This window comes from Providencia sp. PROV210, from assembly GCF_028479445.1.
GTDB classification, from domain to species: Bacteria; Pseudomonadota; Gammaproteobacteria; order Enterobacterales; family Enterobacteriaceae; genus Providencia; species Providencia rustigianii.
Map to the genome: position 1 here is coordinate 170,141 of NZ_JAMPNQ010000005.1, position 19,590 is coordinate 189,730.

Sequence of the window (19,590 nt, forward strand, 5' to 3'; positions counted from 1 at the left end):
GATTATTTTAGGGACTGTTGTAATGTCCATAAATGCTTATAAAATTTATCGTTATCAATTAATTGTTGATGGCTACCTTGCTCGGTAATTTTACCTTGCTGCATGACGATAATTCGTTGGTGGTTACGAATAGTTGATAAGCGATGGGCAATCGTGATAACAGTTCGGCCTTTTGCTATTTCTTGCATATTTTCTTGAATTACGGCTTGCGATTCATCATCAAGGGCGCTGGTGGCTTCATCAAAAATAATGATTTTGGGGTCAGATAATAATGTTCTGGCTATAGCGATACGTTGACGTTGTCCTCCTGATAGCGAAGAACCTCCTTCAGCCAATAGAGTGTCATAACCCATGGGAAGTTTAAGAATAAAATCATGAGCCCCTGCCATTTTTGCTGCATGGACGACTTGATGCGTTTGGTGAAGTTTGTGCAATATTATGGAAAACAGATTGATTAAATAGAAAGTTTTCCTGCAGAACGATGCCTACTTGTTTTCTTAATATTTTCAAACTTATCGATGATATGGGCACTCCATTCAAGTAAATTGCGCCTTTTTCTGGCGTATAGAGACGTAAAATTAAGCGTGCTAATGTACTTTTCCCTGAGCCAGATGTCCCGACTATTCCCAATGTTTCCCCGGCTTTGATCGATAAGCTAAAGTCATTCAGGATATACGGCATATTGGGTTGATAACGAAAATTAAGATTATGTAATTGGATATCGCCAGTGAGCTGAAGGTATTTTTCTTGTTTACTCTGTTCTATAGGTAAATTAATTATTTGGGATAGTTTTTCGATGGCAACTTTAGTTCGAATATAATCTCCCCATAATTTTACCAACTTAACTAATGGTTGATTGGCATGGCTGACCATCATATGAAAAGCAATAAATTGCCCTATAGTCAGCTGTAAAGCGAGAACCTCAGCGGCCCCAACCCATAAAATAATTGCGCTGGTGACTTTTTCAATGACCATCACAATATGCTCTGAGCGTGAAGATATTTGCCCTGAGACAAAATTAGTTTGGCTCATATCGGCTGTTTGCTGATCCCAACGACGAGTGAAGTTTGGCTCAATAGAGAGGCTCTTCGCTGTTTCAATTCCATTAATGCTTTCGGTTAAAAATGATGTATTTATAGCAATGTTTGCAAATTGCTGCTGAGCCGCAGCTTCAATCTTGGGTGTTAGCCACCAAGCGACAATTAAATAGCAGGGAATTGAGCATAAAAATAGCCAAGTGAGGGAACTAGACAGTAGGCTCATCACATAGACAAAAACAAATAAAAACAAGACATCAACACATAAAGTAAAAAAGCTACTAGTCAAAAATTCTCGAATAGTTTCGAGTTCTTTAACTCGAGTAACGATAGCGCCAATTTGACGATTTTTAAAAAATGGAATAGGTAGATGTAATAAATGATTAACTAGCTTTAATCCTAATGTAATATCAATCCGATTAACTGTGTGATTATAAATATACTCTCGTAATCCTTTTAATATAACTTCAATTATCGCGGCAATAATCAAACCTAAAATTAATAAGTCGAGAGTCATCAAATTACTATGAATGAGTACTTTATCCATAATAACTTGCATAACAATAGGAGATGCTAAGGCGAGTATTTGCAAGATAAATGAAAAAACCAAGACCAAAATAATTATTTTACGGTACTTCATGAATTCAATTTGAAACCATGAAATATCAAATTTTCCTTGTTTAATTTTAACTTTTAACCAATCACCATTCCATATTTCTTCTAATTCTTTATAGGTTAAAATTTCTGGAGGACACTGTCCAAATCGCTGTATGAGGACTTGATCTTGATTATGATTGGCAAGAAGAAATGCTTGTCCATATGTATCGTATAAAATTGCAGGAGTAGATATTTTATTGATTAGCTTATTAGCTTGGTGTTTATTGATACATTTAATTGAATATTTATTTTTAATTAATTTAATATAATCATGATAATTTGAAATATTAGCTGTGGTTTGTTTAAATTCATCATAGTCTATTTCGTTAGAAAGTTTAGCTATGATCCCAATAAAATATGTTGTTGATTGTGCTTTAACACTGTCCATTGTGCTTAGTAGTCATCCTTGATATTTGATTGTACCGATGTATTTATGGGCTTAAAAATAAATATTTATTCAAGAACGATAATACAATTATCATAATTACAAGTGTATTGAAGTTAGTCTTATTGTTGAGGGGATTTTCAATAAAGAAAGGAAATATCATCTGATATTGGATGAAAAAACACCACAATATCAGATGGGAATTTATTTGGGAATCGCTAAGAAACGGTGAATTGCGCGTAAGACATGCTCAGGCTTTTCTGCATGTACCCAGTGCCCAGCATCAGCCACAACCCATGCTTTGGCTTGAGGGAATTGTGTTGCAATTAACTCACGATGTTCAGCTTGAACATAAGGCGAGTTACCACCAGGAATTAATAGTACGGGTTTATTCCATGCAGGCACAGTCTTCCAGCCAATAATTTTTTCATAATTCGCTTTTAAAGATGGCAGGTTAAATTTCCATTCACCTTGTCGGAATGATTTTAATAGAAATTGAATCACTCCATCTTCTGGTATAAATTCCCGCATAATGATACTGGCCTCTTGGCGGGTTTTAGCTTGACCTTGTGTTACGGCTTCTAGTGCTGCGATGATTTCATCGTGACGGCGTACTTGATAAGCAACAGGAGCAATATCAATGGCGACGATTTTTTCAATAAAATCAGGTGCAATTTCGCTAGCTGCCATGGCTATTTTTCCACCCATCGAATGACCGATCAAAATAGCATTGTGGTAACCAAGAGATTTAACTAATCGGATAATATCTTCTGCCATTTGCTGGTATTCCATGTCCGAGGAACGGAATGAATCACCATGATTTCGTACATCCACTTGAATTGTATCGAAGTAATTCTGTAGATCACGGCCTAAAACACCTAAATTATTCAGATCACCAAATAGCCCATGGATCAGCACCACTGGGGTTGAAGTGATTGGTTCATTAGGTTTATGGATTGTGTAATTTAGTAACTCGGTCATATTTGGACTACGATAAACTTATCTGTCAGATGGGAAGCCTTATCATGGCATGGTTGTATCTAAAAACCAAATTTCACTCACTTCAATAGGGTATAACTTACTGAAATTTCATAAAACTTAACCAGCTGTTCGTTTTAAGTTATTGAAATTTTAATTGTTTTGTTTTTTTCAAATCTGGCTTATAATCTGGCGCGAATTTTAGTTTAAAAAAGTACTGGGAAAAAATGAAAACGATAGAAGTTGATGAAGAGCTTTACCGCTATATTGCAAGCCATACAATGCATATCGGTGAAAGTGCATCGGATATTTTGCGCCGTATGTTGAATTTCAAATCCGCGCAGCAGCCAGTACCCGCAAAAGAAATTAATCTAGAGGCGTCAGCGCCACAGGCTGCACCGGTTTTGAATCCAAAAATTGTTGAGCAGAATCCAGTGAGAGTGATCAGGGAGTTATTACTTTCTGACGCATACGCGGAAAAAAATAAAGCGATTGATCGTTTTATGCTTATTCTGTCAACACTATATAGCTTAGATGCTAAGAGTTTTGAAAGTGCAACAGAGTCAATGCATGGGCGTACTCGCGTATATTTTGCAGGGGATGAGCAAACTCTACTGGCGGCAGGTAAGCAATCTAAGCCTCGCCATATCCCAGGTACGCCATATTGGGTGATTACCAATACGAATACAAATCGTAAGCGCAGTATGGTCGATGCGATTATGCAAGAGATGAAATTCCCAGCGAATGTCATCGAAAAAGTGAGTAATACTATCTAAACATTGAGAAGTCACTGGTGTTTGACGCTGAGCATCAGTGCTTTGGGAGATAACAAGTGGCAATTCATGAACGTGCAGGGCAGCTTCCACTTCAAAGTGATTTGATTAATGTTGCACAACTGACAGCTCAATACTATACGCAGCAGCCAACACCAAGTGACGCCTCTCAGGCCGTCAAATTTGGGACTTCTGGACATCGTGGAAGTGCTCTACGTAAAAACTTTAATGAAAACCATATATTAGCTATCGCGCAAGCTATCGCTGATCTACGTAAGCAGCAAGGTGTAACGGGACCATGCTATGTAGCTAAAGATACTCATGCGCTATCGGAAGCTGCATTCATTACAGTGATTGAGGTATTAGCTGCTAATCAGGTTCATGTTGTAGTACAAGAAGAAAATGGTTTTACACCAACACCTGCGGTCTCCCATGCCATTTTAAGTTATAACCAAGCTCATCAAAATATTGCTGATGGAATTGTAATTACCCCATCTCATAACCCACCTGAAGATGGCGGGATTAAATATAATCCTGCAAATGGCGGTCCAGCGGATACAGATCTAACATCGGTGATTGAAAAGCACGCAAATCAGTTATTAGAAAATAGCTTAGAAGGCGTGAAGCATTTACGTTTTTCTGATGCGATGGCGAGTGGTTATATTACCGAACAAGATTTAGTCATGCCTTATGTTCGTGCATTAGGTGATGTTGTGGATATGCAGGCAATTCAAAAGTCAGGGTTAAAAATTGGCGTTGATCCGCTAGGTGGCTCTGGTATCGAGTATTGGAAAAAAATTGCTGAATATTACCAGCTTGATATAGAAATAGTGAATGACCAATTGGATCAAACTTTCCGTTTTATGCCTCTTGACCATGATGGAGTGATCCGCATGGACTGTTCATCCCGTTGGGCGATGGCTGGTTTACTCGGAATGAAAGAGAAGTTTGATTTAGCCTTTGCTAATGACCCTGATTATGATCGTCATGGTATTGTCACACAGAATGGTTTAATGAATCCAAATCATTACTTAGCGGTTGCTATTGACTACCTGTTCCAACACCGTCCTCAGTGGGGCAAAGATGTTGCTGTTGGTAAAACATTAGTTTCTAGCGCGATGATTGATCGAGTGGTTAATGATATCGGACGGGAATTAATTGAAGTGCCAGTCGGTTTTAAATGGTTTGTCGAAGGGCTTTTTAACGGTAGCTTAGGATTTGGTGGCGAAGAGAGTGCAGGAGCTTCATTCCTCAAGTTTGATGGAACCCCATGGTCTACAGACAAAGATGGCATTATTTTATGCCTATTAGCTGCGGAAATTACTGCGATAACAGGGGAAAATCCTCAACAGCGTTATAATAAATTAGCTGAAAAATTTGGTGCTCCAATTTATAGCCGTATTCAAGCCAAAGCGACCCATGAGCAGAAAGCTAAACTCAGTAAACTTTCCCCAGAAATGGTAGCGGCAGATACCTTGGCTGGAGATAAAATTACTCAGCGCTTAACGACAGCTCCGGGTAATGGTGCACCGATCGGCGGGCTAAAAATCATGACAGATCATGGTTGGTTTGCGGCTAGGCCATCAGGCACAGAAGAAGCCTATAAAATCTATTGCGAAAGTTTTCGTGGTGAAGAACATCTTCACTTGATTGAAAAAGAAGCTATTGAAATTGTTAATAAGGTTATCAGCTAATTATTTTCTCGATGTAGAAAATAATCTGCCCATAATTTACTGATTAATCCCGAAGTGCCTAAAATAGGTGTTTCGGGATTTTCTGTCTTTTTTATTATTATTTTCCTCATAAAATTATGATAGTGGTTTATGTGACGCTATTAACAAAATTGTTCTCTTTTTCGCTCATCAAAAATGACCTTTTCTTTTTTTTTACCTATACGTAATAACCATTGCAGCTGAGGACTCGTGATGATACAACTTTAAGTATCTGAGTGATGTTAACTAACAAAATTTAAGGTAGGTAAGGTCAATGAGTCAGGTCTATAATTTCAGCGCAGGTCCAGCAATGCTACCTGTTGAAGTCATGCGTCGTGCAGAACAAGAATTATGTAATTGGAAAGGTCTGGGTGTTTCTGTGATGGAAGTGAGCCATCGTGGAAAAGATTTCATTGCAGTAGCGAAAGAAGCAGAACAAGATTTACGCGACTTATTGAATATTCCAGATAACTATAAGGTTTTATTCTGTCATGGTGGTGCACGAGCTCACTTTGCGACTTTACCCATGAATCTATTAGGCGATAAAACAACAGCGGACTATGTTGTTAGTGGCTATTGGTCAGAATCAGCGGCGAAAGAGGCTCAAAAATACTGTACTCCAAATATTATTGATGTGATTCAAGATGATAACGGTGTTTTAAGTATTAAGCCAATGAGTGAATGGCCATTAAGTAAAGATGCAGCCTATATTCACTACTGCCCAAATGAAACCATTGGTGGCTTGGCTATTCATGAAGAGCCAAATTTCCCCGCAGATAAAATTGTCGTCGCAGACTATTCTTCATCAATCTTATCAAAGCCTATTGATGTTAGCCGTTATGGTGTTATCTATGCGGGCGCACAGAAAAACATTGGTCCTGCGGGCTTAACGATAGTGATCATCCGTGAAGACCTATTGGGCAAAGCATGGACTCAAACACCATCAGTATTTGATTACACAGTATTAGCTCAATATGAGTCTATGTTTAATACACCACCGACATTTGCGTGGTATTTAGCGGGTATGGTTTTCAAATGGCTTAAAGAGCAGGGCGGGTTGCAAGAGATGGCAAAACGCAATTATGAAAAATCTCAATTACTATATAGCGCAATTGATGATAGCGAATTTTATATTAACCGTGTAGCGGTAGAAAATCGCTCTTGGATGAACGTTCCGTTCCAAATGCAAAATCCTGAATTGGATGCGACGTTTATCGAGGATGCTAAGAATCAAGGTCTTTTATCATTAAAAGGCCACAAAGTATCTGGTGGGATGCGTGCATCCATTTATAATGCGATGCCACTAGCGGGTGTTCAGGCATTGGTCGATTTTATGGCTGAGTTTGAGCGTCATCACGCATAAAAATATTAAGTACCAATTATTAAGTACCAAGTACCAAAAACCGATCAGCTCAGGATGGGCTGATCGGTTCCCCTAGTTCCAATCAAAACGAATTAAATAATGAGAACAGTCGGAAATCACATCGGAGAAAACACTTTTTATGCAATCCCTGACATTACAACCAATTTCTTCAATTAATGGCACGATTAACCTGCCAGGGTCAAAAAGTGTATCCAACCGCGCACTTTTATTAGCAGCTATGGCTAAAGGAACGACGGTACTCACTAACTTGTTAGACAGTGATGATATTCGCCATATGCTGAATGCATTAAGCCAGTTGGGTGTTAGTTTTCAGTTATCGGATGATAAAACCCGCTGTCGTGTGGAAGGGATTAATGGCTGTTTATTTCATCAAGGCGAACTTGAAATTTTTTTAGGTAATGCAGGAACGGCGATGCGCCCATTAACAGCTGCACTGTCGTTGAGTAACAATAATATTATCTTAACGGGTGAACCCCGAATGAAAGAGCGCCCCATTGGGCATCTCGTTGATGCTTTAAGAGAAGGCGGTGCTCATATTGAATACCTTGAGCAAGAAAATTATCCGCCAATGCGTTTAAGAGGCGGTTTTATGGGGGGCGAAATTTCGGTAGACGGCTCTGTCTCTAGCCAGTTTTTAACGGCGTTGCTCATGGCTGCGCCATTAGCGCAACAAGATACGGTCATTACTATTGTGGGTGATTTAGTCTCGAAGCCTTATATCGACATCACGTTAGCACTGATGAAAACATTTGGTGTAGACGTCGATAATCAACAATATCAGAAATTTATTATTAAAGGTCAGCAACAGTATCAATCTCCAGGGGAATACCTTGTTGAGGGGGATGCCTCTTCAGCATCTTATTTTTTAGCTGCCGCTGCAATTAAAGGTGGTGTGGTTCGCGTCACGGGTATTGGCCGTAACAGCTTACAAGGTGATACCAAATTCGCTAATGTTCTAGAAAAAATGGGCGCAATAATTCGCTGGGGGGATGACTATGTTGAATGTGAGCGCGATACGCTTCACGGTATCGACATGGATATGAATACTATTCCTGATGCAGCGATGACTATTGGGACTGTGGCTTTATTTGCGAAAGGCGAAACGGTGATCCGCAATATATACAACTGGCGTGTGAAAGAAACTGACAGGCTCTATGCCATGGCAACTGAACTACGTAAAGTAGGTGCTGAAGTTGAAGAGGGTTATGATTTTATTCGCATTGTTCCACCTAAACATCTTAAGCATGCAGACATCGAAACCTATAATGATCACCGGATTGCGATGTGTTTTTCATTAGTTGCATTGTCAGATACTCCAGTAACAATCCTTGATCCGGGTTGTACGGCTAAGACATTCCCTGACTATTTTCAGCAATTAGCGCGTTTAAGTTAATTTGTTATTCGATGGTTGGTGTACGACAGGCATATATTAACCATCGAAATCCTTTCTGTATTTTCTCTCAATCTCTACTATTTTTATTTCTAACATATCAACCTGCTTATTTCACAAAATCGATGAGTAGGTATAATGTCCCCACAGATTTTAATTGCGGGTAGCTAAGGCTATTTGCAGAAAAGGAGACTTTTTTATGGTGGCAATCGCCCCTGTAATTACCGTTGATGGACCTAGCGGAGCAGGCAAAGGTACACTTTGCCAAGCATTAGCAAATGAATTTGGATGGCAATTATTAGACTCTGGTGCAATTTATCGCGTTTTAGCATTAGCGGCTTTGCATCATCATGTTGATATCCAATCCGAAGATGCATTAGTACCTTTAGCTGCAAATTTGGACGTGCGCTTTGTCCCTGAAGAAAATAGTTTAAAAGTCATTCTTGAAGGGGAAGATGTTTCTAACGAAATTAGAACCGAAACAGTCGGAAATACAGCCTCACAAACTGCCACTTTCCCTCGAGTGAGAGAAGCGTTATTAAGACGTCAGCGCGCATTTAGAACTCTTCCAGGATTGATTGCCGATGGTCGTGATATGGGAACAGTCGTTTTTCCTGACGCACCAGTGAAAATTTTTCTGGATGCTTCGGCTGAAGAGCGCGCTCATCGCAGGATGAAGCAGCTACAAGAAAAAGGATTTGATGTTAATTTCGAGCGACTTTTAGCTGAAATACAAGAACGTGACTATCGAGATCGTAACCGTTCAGTGGCCCCCTTAGTTGCTGCGAAAGACGCGTTAGTGCTGGACTCGACAAGTATGTCTATTGAGGAAGTTATTGAAAAAGCACGCACCTACGCTAAAAAAATTCTACAATTATCGCAATAATAGGCTGTATTTTGGCTTATAATTAGATAATATACGCAATTACCTCCATGCTGGTTATTTTTCTAGCATGGCTAAAACCTTATGACATGGAATGTTGTTGGGTATGTGAAACAACCCCATTTGGCGGGAAGCTATGTGGACGTTAATTAAAAACACTTGAAGATCATTAATATGACTGAATCTTTTGCTCAACTCTTTGAAGAATCCCTGCAGAATATTGAAACTCGTCCTGGTTCTATTGTACGCGGTACAGTAGTTGCTATCGATAAAGACGTAGTACTGGTAGACGCAGGTCTTAAATCAGAATCTGCTATCCCAGTAGAACAGTTCAAAAATGCTCAGGGTGAGCTAGAAATCCAAGTTGGCGACGAAATCGATGTAGCGCTGGATGCAGTAGAAGATGGTTTCGGTGAAACTATTCTGTCTCGTGAGAAAGCTAAACGTCATGAAGCATGGCTGATGCTGGAAAAAGCTTACGAAGAAGCTGAAACTGTTACTGGTGTTATCAACGGTAAAGTTAAAGGTGGTTTCACTGTAGAACTGAACGGCATTCGTGCGTTCTTACCAGGTTCACTGGTAGATGTACGCCCAGTTCGTGATACTACTCACTTGGAAGGCAAAGAGCTTGAGTTCAAAGTAATCAAGCTGGATCAGAAACGCAACAACGTTGTTGTTTCTCGTCGTGCTGTAATTGAATCTGAAAGCAGCGCTGAGCGCGATCAACTGCTGGAAAACCTGCAAGAAGGCATGGAAGTTAAAGGTATCGTTAAGAACCTTACTGACTACGGTGCATTCGTTGATCTGGGCGGTGTTGACGGCCTGCTGCACATCACTGACATGGCTTGGAAACGTGTTAAACACCCAAGCGAAATCGTCAACGTTGGTGATGAAATCAATGTTAAAGTTCTGAAATTCGACCGTGAACGCACTCGTGTTTCTCTGGGTCTGAAACAACTGGGCGAAGATCCTTGGGTCGCAATCGCTAAACGTTATCCAGAAGGTACTAAACTGACTGGTCGCGTTACTAACCTGACTGATTACGGCTGCTTCGTGGAAATCGAAGAAGGCGTTGAAGGTCTGGTACACGTTTCAGAAATGGATTGGACTAACAAAAACATCCACCCATCTAAAGTTGTTAACGTTGGTGATGTTGTAGAAGTTATGGTTCTGGATATCGATGAAGAACGTCGTCGTATCTCTTTAGGCCTGAAACAATGCAAATCTAACCCATGGCAGCAATTCGCTGAGACTCACAACAAAGGTGACCGCGTTGAAGGTAAAATCAAGTCAATCACTGACTTCGGTATCTTCATTGGTCTGGACGGCGGCATCGATGGCCTGGTTCACTTATCTGACATCTCCTGGAACGTTACAGGCGAAGAAGCAGTTCGTGAATACAAGAAAGGCGACGAAATCGCAGCTGTTGTTCTGCAAGTCGACGCAGAGCGTGAGCGTATTTCTCTGGGCGTTAAACAGTTAGCTGAAGATCCATTCAACAACTACCTGGCAGCAACCAAGAAAGGTGCAATCGTTACTGGTAAAGTAATCGCAGTTGATGCTAAAGGTGCAACTGTAGAGCTGACTCTGGGCGTTGAAGGTTACCTGCGTGCATCAGAAGCTTCACGTGACCGTGTTGAAGATGCAACTCTGGTTCTGAACGTTGGTGATGATGTTGAAGCTAAATACACAGGTGTTGATCGTAAAAACCGTGTAATCAACCTGTCTGTTCGTGCTAAAGATGAATCTGATGAAAAAGATGCTGTCGCAGCTGTGAACAAACAAGAAGATACTGCATTTGGTAACAATGCAATGGCTGAAGCTTTCAAAGCAGCTAAAGGCGAATAATTAAGTGGGGGTAACTTCGGTTACCCCTTTGTGACGGTAGTTTAGGGAGGTACTATGACCAAGTCTGAGTTAATTGAAAGACTGGCTAGCCAGCAGTCTCATCTTTCAGCGAAAACCGTTGAGGAAGCTGTAAAGGAAATACTTGAGCATATGGCTGATACGCTGGCTAGTGGCGAGCGTATTGAAGTCCGTGGATTCGGCAGTTTTTCTCTTCACTACCGTGCTCCGCGTGTTGGCCGTAATCCAAAAACTGGTGATAAAGTGGAACTGGAAGGTAAATACGTTCCCCACTTCAAACCGGGTAAAGAATTACGTGACCGTGTAAATATTTACGGTCAATAATCGACTGTAAATCTTAATTATTACGACAAAACAGCGCTTATGTTTCATATAGCGCTGTTTTTTTATGTCAATCTTACGCTTACTTTGATCCCTTTACTGACTCTTTTATCACTCATCCCAACCACTTTTCCTCTCGTCATTTGCCAACAAATAGTCTGTTTTACGAGCAGCTTCACAATCTATTTTTGCTAAACAGCAAAACACTCACTGACTTTGGAAACAACTACACAGTAGCTTTTGTTCAGAATGTATAAACATCAATGCTGTCGTTACCCTATAAAAATAGAGCACGAAGGGAACGAGTCGACAATGAATAAAGGTTGGTTAACGCGAAAGAATCAAATAATACTGTCTTACTCAGAGGTGGCACTGGCAATTATTGGGGGAGTATTACCATTATTGTTTATTCCTCAACTACCCCATATTACAAACAATATTGCCGTAATCATTATGCTATTTATGATTGTGCTATTTATCCGGGGAAACAAATTTATTCGCTTGTGTGTAGTCGTGGTTATTAGCTTTTCGTGGGGATGCTGGCATGGTGAAGACATAAGGAGAAAAATAGAATCTCTTTCTGGAACTTCACATCTATTACAAATTACTATTGTCAGTATTCCTGTCAATACGTCAGAAAAAAAATTCACAGTTAGTATTGATAAAATTGAAGGTAAAAGGGTCTTTCCACCGTTGTATGCAACGTGGAAATGGAAGGGAAACTCTTCTATATCAGTATGTGCAGGTCAGCGCTGGCTAATTAATGGAAAATTGAATCCACTGCACTCTTCTCTTAATGAGGGAGGTTTTAATCAGCAGCGTTACCTGCTATCTCAGAGGATAATTGGCTCATTAAAAGGTCAACAATTAGAGCTAGTAAATCCTCAATGTTCTTTACGACAAAATGTAATAAATCATTTTAGTGATAAATTACATTTTCTCGCTAATGCGGGCATTATTTATGCATTGATGTTTGGTGAAAGGGGATTATTGACGGAAGGGCATTCTCAGTTATTACAGAATACGGGGCTAACTCATTTGATTGCAATATCTGGTTTACATATTGGTATTGCGTATCTGATCGGATATCGATTTATTTGGTTGGCACAATATTTTTTTCCGGCAAAATGGATTAATGAAAATATCCCGATGATCTCTGGACTACTCTTTGCATTTTTGTATGCGTGGATTTCTGACTTTGCTATTCCAGCGACTCGGGCTTTTCTTGCATTATTGCTATGGGCGTACATTCGGCAGCAGCCATTTTATTGCTTCCCATGGCAATGGGCATTATGGAGTGTTGCTTTTATTTTGTTGATTGACCCACTAGCCATTCTTTCGGATAGTTTTTGGTTATCGAGTTTTGCTGTATTAGCCATTTTATACTGGATTAAAATTTTCCCACTATCTGATAATATTCGTTATCGCCCATTCATTGGCAAAATTGCACCTTTATTGCATTTACAAGTTGGCTTATTGATTTTATTGATACCTATCCAGGTTTTATTGTTTGGCGGTATTAATTTGATGAGCCTATTTGCCAATTTATGGTTTGTTCCTATTGTGACATGGATTGTTGTCCCGACAATTTTTAGCTTATTTCTCTTGCCAATAAATTATTGGCAAGAGTTGGCTTTTCAACTCATTGATGAAGTTCTTGTGTTTAGTTTACGACCATTAATATTCTTGGAAGGGTACTGGCTAGAGATTAATTCGATTTCTTGGTATGTGATTTTTTTATTTTGGGGATTACTATTCGCGATTTTATTTCATTGGCATAAAAATTACATTGGGCTGTTAAGCTGCATCGTGGCTTTGTTATTTACGAATAAAACGGCGAGTAAACATGAATCTCATGATTGGTGTTTGACGTTACTTGATGTGGGGCATGGTTTAGCTGTTGTTATTCGACAAGGGGAATTAGCAATACTGTATGACACAGGAAATCGTTGGCAAGGGGGAAGCAATGGAAAACGACAGATTATCCCCTATGTTAAATATCACCAAATTACCCCTGTAGGAATAATATTAAGTCATAACCATTTAGATCATACTGGGGGAGTGGCTGATCTTACTCAGCAATATCCATGGGTAAATATTCGAAGTAGTTTTGGTGAGAATCAGCATTTACCTTGCTATCAAGGGCAGAGCTGGAAATGGGGAAAACTGAAATTTGATGTCCTGTGGCCAGAAAAATTATCAATTGAGTCCCATAATAATGATTCTTGCGTGATTCAACTTGATGATGGATATCAACGGATATTGCTAACAGGAGATATAGAGAAAGAAGGGGAAAAAGCCCTTGTCGCGCAATATCAACATCAATTAGCTTCTGATATATTGCTTGCACCTCATCATGGTAGTAATACATCTTCAACCGCATTATTACTTAGAACAGTAAAACCACGGATAGCGTTAGTCTCCTCTGCGCGGTATAGCCCATGGAAAATACCCTCAGACAAAGTTTACTTCCGCTATACTAATGACAATATTAAATGGTTAAATACAGCAGAAGTTGGTCAGATAACAATTTGTTTTAAAAAAGAAAAAATGGAAATTCTACGATATAGGCAGGAAATACATCCCCGTTGGTATCATCTGTGGTTTGGCGATCGGCCATTTCCCTAGTAGAATAGTGCGCTTACATTAAGTCTGGTAATAAAAGAATGAATGATAAAGACCTTTCTACAAAACAAACATTTAGCCGCTTATGGCCAACCATAGCCCCTTTTAAAGCGGGATTAATTGTCGCTGCAATCGCTCTTATCATTAACGCTGCTGGTGATGCGTTTATGATTTCCTTATTGAAACCATTATTAGATGAAGGCTTTGGTAAAGCAGATAATGACACGTTAAAATGGCTACCAATTGCAATCTTAGGCTTGATGGTGGTCCGTGGTGCTTCAAGCTTTGTCTCAACCTATTGTGTTTCTTGGGTTTCCGGGAAAGTGGTTATGAGCATGCGCCGTAAATTGTTTGGTCATATGATGGGAATGCCGGTGAGTTATTTTGACCAGCAGTCTACAGGGACTCTATTGTCTCGTATTACCTATGACTCAGAACAAGTTGCTTCTTCTGCATCGGGTGCGTTGATCACAATTATCCGTGAAGGTGCCTATATCATCGGTTTATTTAGTTTGATGTTTTACTATAGCTGGCAACTGTCGCTTATTTTAATTGTGATTGCTCCAGTGGTATCAATTGCGATCAGAATAGTATCTAAGCGTTTTCGTCGAATCAGTAAAAACATGCAAACAGGCATGGGACAGGTAACGACGAGTGCAGAGCAGATGCTAAAAGGCCACAAAGAAGTCTTAATTTTTGGTGGCCAGAAAGTAGAAACTGAACGCTTTGATAAAGTCAGTAATCATATGCGTCGCCAAAATATGAAAATGGTCAGCGCATCTGCTATCTCTGATCCTATTGTTCAAATGATTGCCTCATTGGCTTTAGCTTTTGTGTTATATGCCGCAAGTTTTCCTGAAATTATGGATACGTTGACTCCGGGTACTATCGGTGTGGTTTTCTCTTCTATGTTTGCTTTGATGCGTCCATTAAAGTCACTGACTAACGTGAATGCTCAATTCCAGCGTGGCATGGCCGCTTGCCAAACCTTGTTTGCTATTTTAGATACCGAAAAAGAGAAAGATGAGGGCACTAAAGTACTGAGTGATGTTAAAGGCGATATTGAATTTGATTCTGTGACCTTCACTTATGCAACTAAGGAACACCCTGCATTAGAAAATGTGTCATTCACTTTACCGGCAGGAAAATCAGTCGCTTTAGTAGGGCGCTCTGGCTCAGGTAAATCAACAATTGCGAATCTAATTACGCGTTTCTATGATATCGATAAAGGCAGTATCCGTATTGATGGTCATGATATTCGCGATTACACGTTAGAATCTCTGCGTAGCCAAGTCGCTCTCGTTTCACAGCACGTTTACTTATTTAATGACACCATCGCAAATAATATTGCTTATGCAACGGGTGGACGCTATAGCCGAGAAGAAATTGAAAAAGCGGCTGAAATGGCGTATGCCATGGACTTTATTAGCAAATTAGACAATGGGCTAGATACGGTTATTGGTGAAAACGGTGTGATGCTATCTGGTGGTCAGCGCCAGCGTATTGCGATTGCTCGCGCATTATTACGTGATGCTCCAATTCTAATTTTGGATGAAGCAACCTCAGCATTGGATACCGAATCTGAACGTGCTATTCAAGCTGCATTGAATGAATTGCAGAAAAATAGAACCTCACTGGTCATTGCTCACCGTTTATCAACGATTGAGAATGCGGATGAAATTCTTGTAGTTCAAGATGGTCATATTATTGAACGAGGCACCCATGCAATGCTATTAGCGGAAAATGGTGCTTACGCTCAGTTACATAGGATCCAATTTAAGAATGATTGAACGAATTTGGTCCGGTAAATCATGGCTATATATCTTGCTTCTGCCGTTATCTTTCCTATATGGATTGATCACGAAAATAAGGCATGTTGGCTATAAAACTGGATTATTTCGTTCATGGAAAGCGCCTATCCCAGTCGTTGTGGTAGGCAACTTAACTGCAGGGGGAAATGGTAAAACCCCTGTGGTGATTTGGCTTGTAGAGTCATTAACTCAGCAGGGTATTCGCGTTGGTGTAGTATCTCGCGGGTATGGCGGAAAATCAGAAAATTATCCTCTGATCCTTAAGCATGATACAACAACTGAAGCTGCAGGTGATGAGCCCGTATTGATTTATCATCGCACGAAAGTTCCTGTCGCCGTTGCACCTAAGCGTAGTGATGCTATCAAAGCACTAATCAGTAATTTTCAGTTAGATATCATCATCACTGATGATGGTCTTCAACATTACGCCTTGCAGCGTGATTATGAAATTGTGGTTATTGATGGGCAACGTCGCTTTGGAAATGGATGGTGGCTACCCGCGGGTCCGATGCGTGAAAGAGCGGGTCGATTAGAAACTGTTGATGCTTTAATCGTCAATGGTGGGGTTCCACAAGAAAATGAAATCTTAATGTCTCTTCACGGAAATGTCGCGGTCAATTTACTCACTGGAGAGAAGCGTTCGGTTCAGGAGTTGCATTCAGTTATCGCCATGGCTGGTATTGGACATCCACCTCGTTTTTTTACCTCTTTGGCTGACAAAGGTATTTCTTTAGTTCGTACCTATGCTTTTTCTGACCATCAACCTTATAGTCAACAGCAATTGATAAGTTTAGCTGACGACTCCCATAATTTACTTATGACGGAAAAGGATGCAGTGAAATGCCAATCTTTTGCCCAAAGTAATTGGTGGTATCTTCCAGTGGATGCAAAATTGGAACAATTTGGCGAAAAAAAAATATTAAGTGAAATAAAATCACTTATCTGAAATAAAAACGCTTGCTTTCCAGATTTATTTCAGATAATAATACCCGTAATGTGATGCTGATCCACTTATTATGTATCAAGTTGCAATACATTAATAAATGGATTATTACTAACTGTACTTTTACGACCCGTTCTTGAGTTAGTCACTTATCCTCGCAATACCTACTTATACTACTATTGTATTGTCATCATAATGTCAAAATAGACTGTTAAGTTTACGGTTGTTGTGTGGTGTCTAAAATCCATACTTGGGTCGTTATATAATATGCATAATTATTTCATGCATAGATTGGTTAAGTTAATTACTCTTAATTGTGTTAATAGATCGGCAATATTAAATGGGGTAACAAGTAGAGAGTAATGATACAAATATAAAAATATTGTTCTCGGAACGAGAAGGAGTTTCAACATGAATTTTCAATTACATATGGGTCGAGTTAAATGGTTTGACGCAAAAGAAGGTTACGGTTTTATTTCACCATGCAATGGTGGCGATGATATTTTCGTGACAACTAAATCACTTGCGAACAAAAAAATCAAATCACTATCCGAAGGCCAAAACGTCGAGTTCTCTGTTACTCGTAATTCAGATGGTATAACGGCAAGAGACGTTATTACTTTCTAATTAAATAATTAACAGAACTATTTCTCCTGCACCTTATCCTCTCATCTTCCGCAGGAGATCTTAATAGTGCAAGATTAGAGTTAACGGTGATATCTGCATGTGATATCCTGACGCCAAGTGAGTTTAAATCCATTTGGGAGAAAGCATGGATCACCGTTTACTTGAAATCGTTGCCTGTCCTGCATGCCATGGCAAGCTAAGTTACAACAAAGAAAATCTCGAACTAATCTGCAAATTTGATCATCTCGCCTACCCAATTCGCGATGGGATCCCTGTCTTATTAGAGAATGAAGCTCGTAAAATCGCTCTAGACGAAGGACAGTAATAACATGTTTACCGTCATAATTCCTGCTCGTTACTCTTCAACACGCCTACCCGGTAAACCTCTAGCGGATATTCATGGTAAACCGATGGTTGTGCGAGTGATGGAGCAAGCGATTAAATCAGGAGCAAGTCGAGTGATCATTGCGACAGACCATCCTGATGTTGCTAAAGCTGTCATTAAAGCGGGTGGTGAAGCTTGTATGACGAATCCCGATCACCAATCTGGAACTGAGCGACTAGCGGAAGTTATCGATACCTATGGTTTTGCTGACGATGAAATTATTGTTAACGTCCAAGGTGATGAGCCATTGATTCCGCCAGAAATAATTCGCCAAGTTGCACAAAATCTTCAGGGTAGCAAAGCCAATATGGGTACACTTGCGGTACCAATTCATGACGCCAAAGAAGCTTTTAACCCGAATGCGGTGAAAGTTGTGATGGATAAAGACGGCTATGCCCTGTATTTTTCTCGCGCAACTATTCCTTGGAATAGAGACCAATTTGCCGTGAGTAAAGAGACCATTGGCGATACTTTCTTACGTCATATTGGTATTTATGCATATCGTGCAGGTTTTATTCGTCGCTATATTGGGTGGGAAGCTAGCCCATTAGAAAAAATAGAGATGTTAGAACAGTTGCGAGTACTGTGGTATGGGGAGAAAATCCATGTTGCAGTTGCTGAAAAAGCACCAGGTGCGGGAGTTGATACCCCTGAGGACTTAGAAATAGTCAGACAGCAATTTCAGGCATAATATTCTGCTTCAGTAAAATTAAAATAAAGGTGTAACTCAATGAGCTACACCTTTTTTGCTTTTTATTCAGCGGTATCTTCATCAAGAGGTTGAATATTGTCGGGTTTGATATGCCACCAAATTGAACCGAGTAGTTCGTACCATGCGCGTTCACTGTGACTAAAATAGAAAGAAGAAGGAATATAGCGTTCCCAAGGATTGATCTCACTAGTGATGACCAATTGGTTGGCGGGAGCTGGGTAAGGTTGCATTCCTCGGCTAGTAAACATTTTTAATGCCCTAGGCAAGTGGTTTGCTGACGTTACCAATAAGAATGGCTGTTTACCAATAATTTTTTCCACCTCAAAAGCTTCTTCTTGGGTATCTTTTGGCTCGGTCAATGGAAGGGTATCTTGTGCTGGGACCCCCAATGATTGTGCAACCATCGCGGCGACTTCTGCACTACTTTTTGAGCTACTGGCTTTCCCACCAGTAAAGATCAACTTACTTCCTGGATGCTGTAAATATAAACGAACACCTTCAGTCACGCGTGGCAGGCTATTACTGAGTAAGTTAGAGCTTGGGCTCCAATCAGGATTATAAGTAAAACCGCCCCCGAGAACGACAATGTATTTAACATCAGAGGGTGGGTTATCGGTGATTAGCTCATAACGTTTATTATACTGACTTTCAACGGGGGCAAGTAATCGGTCAGAAATAGGTTGCAAGCCGAGTAACGCAATCATCAATAAGCTGGCGGTGACCAAGGTTTTGCCACTTTTTTGCCAACGGGTAAGCCACAGTAAAATTAACCCAATTATCCCGATGATTAAAAGTAACGGCAATGGCATCAAGAGGGAGCCAATATATTTTTTGAGTAGAAATAGCATAAAAGTACCCGTATCAAAGGTATTGAAAGTCGTTTGGTAAAATGTAGTCGCATCAGTAATAAAATGCTATGCAAAATAAAGTACTATGCAAAAACAGGGCGATTATCTGTTATAATCGCCGCCTTGATCATCTGATTTTCTTCGGAATAAACATTATTCATTTTGTGGACCAATTCCCAGTTTGAACTATTTTCATCGTCATCATGATGAGAAGGAATTGATTTTTGATAATGTAGGATGATTAATCGGCTGA

The 19,590-nt window shown here is 39.9% G+C and carries 15 protein-coding genes and 1 pseudogene; 13 read left to right on the plus strand and 3 right to left on the minus strand.

The genetic code is table 11. The features are described from left to right. Positions 1-2: 2 nt before the first annotated feature. Both PR761_RS04915 and PR761_RS04920 read right to left on the minus strand, forming a co-directional pair. A pseudogene (locus PR761_RS04915) lies at positions 3-2,082 on the minus strand (peptidase domain-containing ABC transporter). 201 nt (positions 2,083-2,283) lie between these two features. Next, positions 2,284-3,060: an alpha/beta fold hydrolase gene (locus PR761_RS04920; RefSeq protein WP_006813589.1), complete on the minus strand. Its 777-nt coding sequence runs from the start codon at positions 3,058-3,060 to the stop codon at positions 2,284-2,286. 224 nt (positions 3,061-3,284) lie between these two features. Here PR761_RS04920 and seqA point away from each other — a divergent pair, with 224 nt between their 5' ends. From seqA to kdsB, 13 genes are all read left to right on the plus strand, one after another. Continuing rightward, positions 3,285-3,833: a replication initiation negative regulator SeqA gene (gene seqA, locus PR761_RS04925; protein ID WP_006813588.1), complete on the plus strand. Its 549-nt coding sequence runs from the start codon at positions 3,285-3,287 to the stop codon at positions 3,831-3,833. A gap of 56 nt (positions 3,834-3,889) precedes the next feature. Further along, positions 3,890-5,524: a phosphoglucomutase (alpha-D-glucose-1,6-bisphosphate-dependent) gene (gene pgm / locus PR761_RS04930; RefSeq protein ID WP_265694295.1), complete on the plus strand. Its 1,635-nt coding sequence runs from the start codon at positions 3,890-3,892 to the stop codon at positions 5,522-5,524. 292 nt (positions 5,525-5,816) lie between these two features. Continuing rightward, a complete protein-coding gene (gene serC, locus PR761_RS04935) occupies positions 5,817-6,905 on the plus strand; it encodes a 3-phosphoserine/phosphohydroxythreonine transaminase (protein ID WP_006813586.1) in 1,089 nt (362 codons plus the stop codon). 139 nt (positions 6,906-7,044) lie between these two features. Then, positions 7,045-8,319 carry a 3-phosphoshikimate 1-carboxyvinyltransferase gene (gene aroA, locus PR761_RS04940; RefSeq protein WP_006813585.1) on the plus strand — a complete coding sequence of 425 codons (1,275 nt, stop codon included), beginning with the start codon at positions 7,045-7,047 and terminating at the stop codon, positions 8,317-8,319. Between the two features lie 196 nt (positions 8,320-8,515). Continuing rightward, positions 8,516-9,202, plus strand: a complete 687-nt coding sequence (cmk, locus tag PR761_RS04945) for a (d)CMP kinase (protein WP_006813584.1) — start codon at positions 8,516-8,518, stop codon at positions 9,200-9,202. 171 nt (positions 9,203-9,373) lie between these two features. After that, positions 9,374-11,047 (plus strand): 30S ribosomal protein S1, encoded by a 1,674-nt coding sequence (gene rpsA, locus PR761_RS04950; protein ID WP_006813583.1) that lies wholly within the window; start codon positions 9,374-9,376, stop codon positions 11,045-11,047. A gap of 54 nt (positions 11,048-11,101) precedes the next feature. Further along, positions 11,102-11,389: an integration host factor subunit beta gene (gene ihfB, locus PR761_RS04955; RefSeq protein ID WP_006813582.1), complete on the plus strand. Its 288-nt coding sequence runs from the start codon at positions 11,102-11,104 to the stop codon at positions 11,387-11,389. Between the two features lie 309 nt (positions 11,390-11,698). Next, positions 11,699-14,014, plus strand: coding sequence for a DNA internalization-related competence protein ComEC/Rec2 (locus PR761_RS04960; protein WP_126437455.1), 2,316 nt, complete (start codon positions 11,699-11,701; stop codon positions 14,012-14,014). 38 nt (positions 14,015-14,052) lie between these two features. Further along, the gene (gene msbA, locus PR761_RS04965) at positions 14,053-15,801 is read left to right on the plus strand and encodes a lipid A ABC transporter ATP-binding protein/permease MsbA (RefSeq protein WP_006813580.1); all 1,749 of its coding nucleotides are present in this window, start codon (positions 14,053-14,055) and stop codon (positions 15,799-15,801) included. Then, positions 15,794-16,768, plus strand: a complete 975-nt coding sequence (gene lpxK, locus PR761_RS04970) for a tetraacyldisaccharide 4'-kinase (protein WP_154611238.1) — start codon at positions 15,794-15,796, stop codon at positions 16,766-16,768. Before msbA ends, lpxK begins: the two co-directional genes overlap by 8 nt. Before the next feature lie 408 nt (positions 16,769-17,176). Next, positions 17,177-17,392, plus strand: coding sequence for a cold-shock protein (locus PR761_RS04975; RefSeq protein WP_006813577.1), 216 nt, complete (start codon positions 17,177-17,179; stop codon positions 17,390-17,392). A 145-nt stretch (positions 17,393-17,537) separates the two neighbouring features. Beyond that, entirely contained in the window at positions 17,538-17,717 is a 180-nt protein-coding gene (locus PR761_RS04980; protein WP_006813576.1) for a Trm112 family protein, read from the plus strand. A 4-nt stretch (positions 17,718-17,721) separates the two neighbouring features. Further along, the gene (kdsB, locus tag PR761_RS04985; RefSeq protein WP_006813575.1) at positions 17,722-18,468 is read left to right on the plus strand and encodes a 3-deoxy-manno-octulosonate cytidylyltransferase; all 747 of its coding nucleotides are present in this window, start codon (positions 17,722-17,724) and stop codon (positions 18,466-18,468) included. A 62-nt stretch (positions 18,469-18,530) separates the two neighbouring features. Here the strand turns inward: kdsB and elyC are convergent, their stop codons facing one another. Beyond that, on the minus strand, positions 18,531-19,337 hold the full coding sequence (gene elyC / locus PR761_RS04990; protein ID WP_006813574.1) for an envelope biogenesis factor ElyC: 807 nt from the start codon (positions 19,335-19,337) through the stop codon (positions 18,531-18,533). Positions 19,338-19,590: the final 253 nt, after the last annotated feature.

Excerpts from the sequence above, each read along its gene's own strand:
- PR761_RS04920 (WP_006813589.1), bottom strand. The coding sequence starts at position 3,060 with ATGACCGAGTTACTAAATTACACAATCCATAAACCTAATGAACCAATC.
- seqA (WP_006813588.1), top strand. The coding sequence starts at position 3,285 with ATGAAAACGATAGAAGTTGATGAAGAGCTTTACCGCTATATTGCAAGC.
- serC (WP_006813586.1), top strand. The coding sequence starts at position 5,817 with ATGAGTCAGGTCTATAATTTCAGCGCAGGTCCAGCAATGCTACCTGTT.
- aroA (WP_006813585.1), top strand. The coding sequence starts at position 7,045 with ATGCAATCCCTGACATTACAACCAATTTCTTCAATTAATGGCACGATT.
- cmk (WP_006813584.1), top strand. The coding sequence starts at position 8,516 with ATGGTGGCAATCGCCCCTGTAATTACCGTTGATGGACCTAGCGGAGCA.
- rpsA (WP_006813583.1), top strand. The coding sequence starts at position 9,374 with ATGACTGAATCTTTTGCTCAACTCTTTGAAGAATCCCTGCAGAATATT.
- ihfB (WP_006813582.1), top strand. The coding sequence starts at position 11,102 with ATGACCAAGTCTGAGTTAATTGAAAGACTGGCTAGCCAGCAGTCTCAT.
- PR761_RS04960 (WP_126437455.1), top strand. The coding sequence starts at position 11,699 with ATGAATAAAGGTTGGTTAACGCGAAAGAATCAAATAATACTGTCTTAC.
- msbA (WP_006813580.1), top strand. The coding sequence starts at position 14,053 with ATGAATGATAAAGACCTTTCTACAAAACAAACATTTAGCCGCTTATGG.
- lpxK (WP_154611238.1), top strand. The coding sequence starts at position 15,794 with ATGATTGAACGAATTTGGTCCGGTAAATCATGGCTATATATCTTGCTT.
- PR761_RS04975 (WP_006813577.1), top strand. The coding sequence starts at position 17,177 with ATGAATTTTCAATTACATATGGGTCGAGTTAAATGGTTTGACGCAAAA.
- PR761_RS04980 (WP_006813576.1), top strand. The coding sequence starts at position 17,538 with ATGGATCACCGTTTACTTGAAATCGTTGCCTGTCCTGCATGCCATGGC.
- kdsB (WP_006813575.1), top strand. The coding sequence starts at position 17,722 with ATGTTTACCGTCATAATTCCTGCTCGTTACTCTTCAACACGCCTACCC.
- elyC (WP_006813574.1), bottom strand. The coding sequence starts at position 19,337 with ATGCTATTTCTACTCAAAAAATATATTGGCTCCCTCTTGATGCCATTG.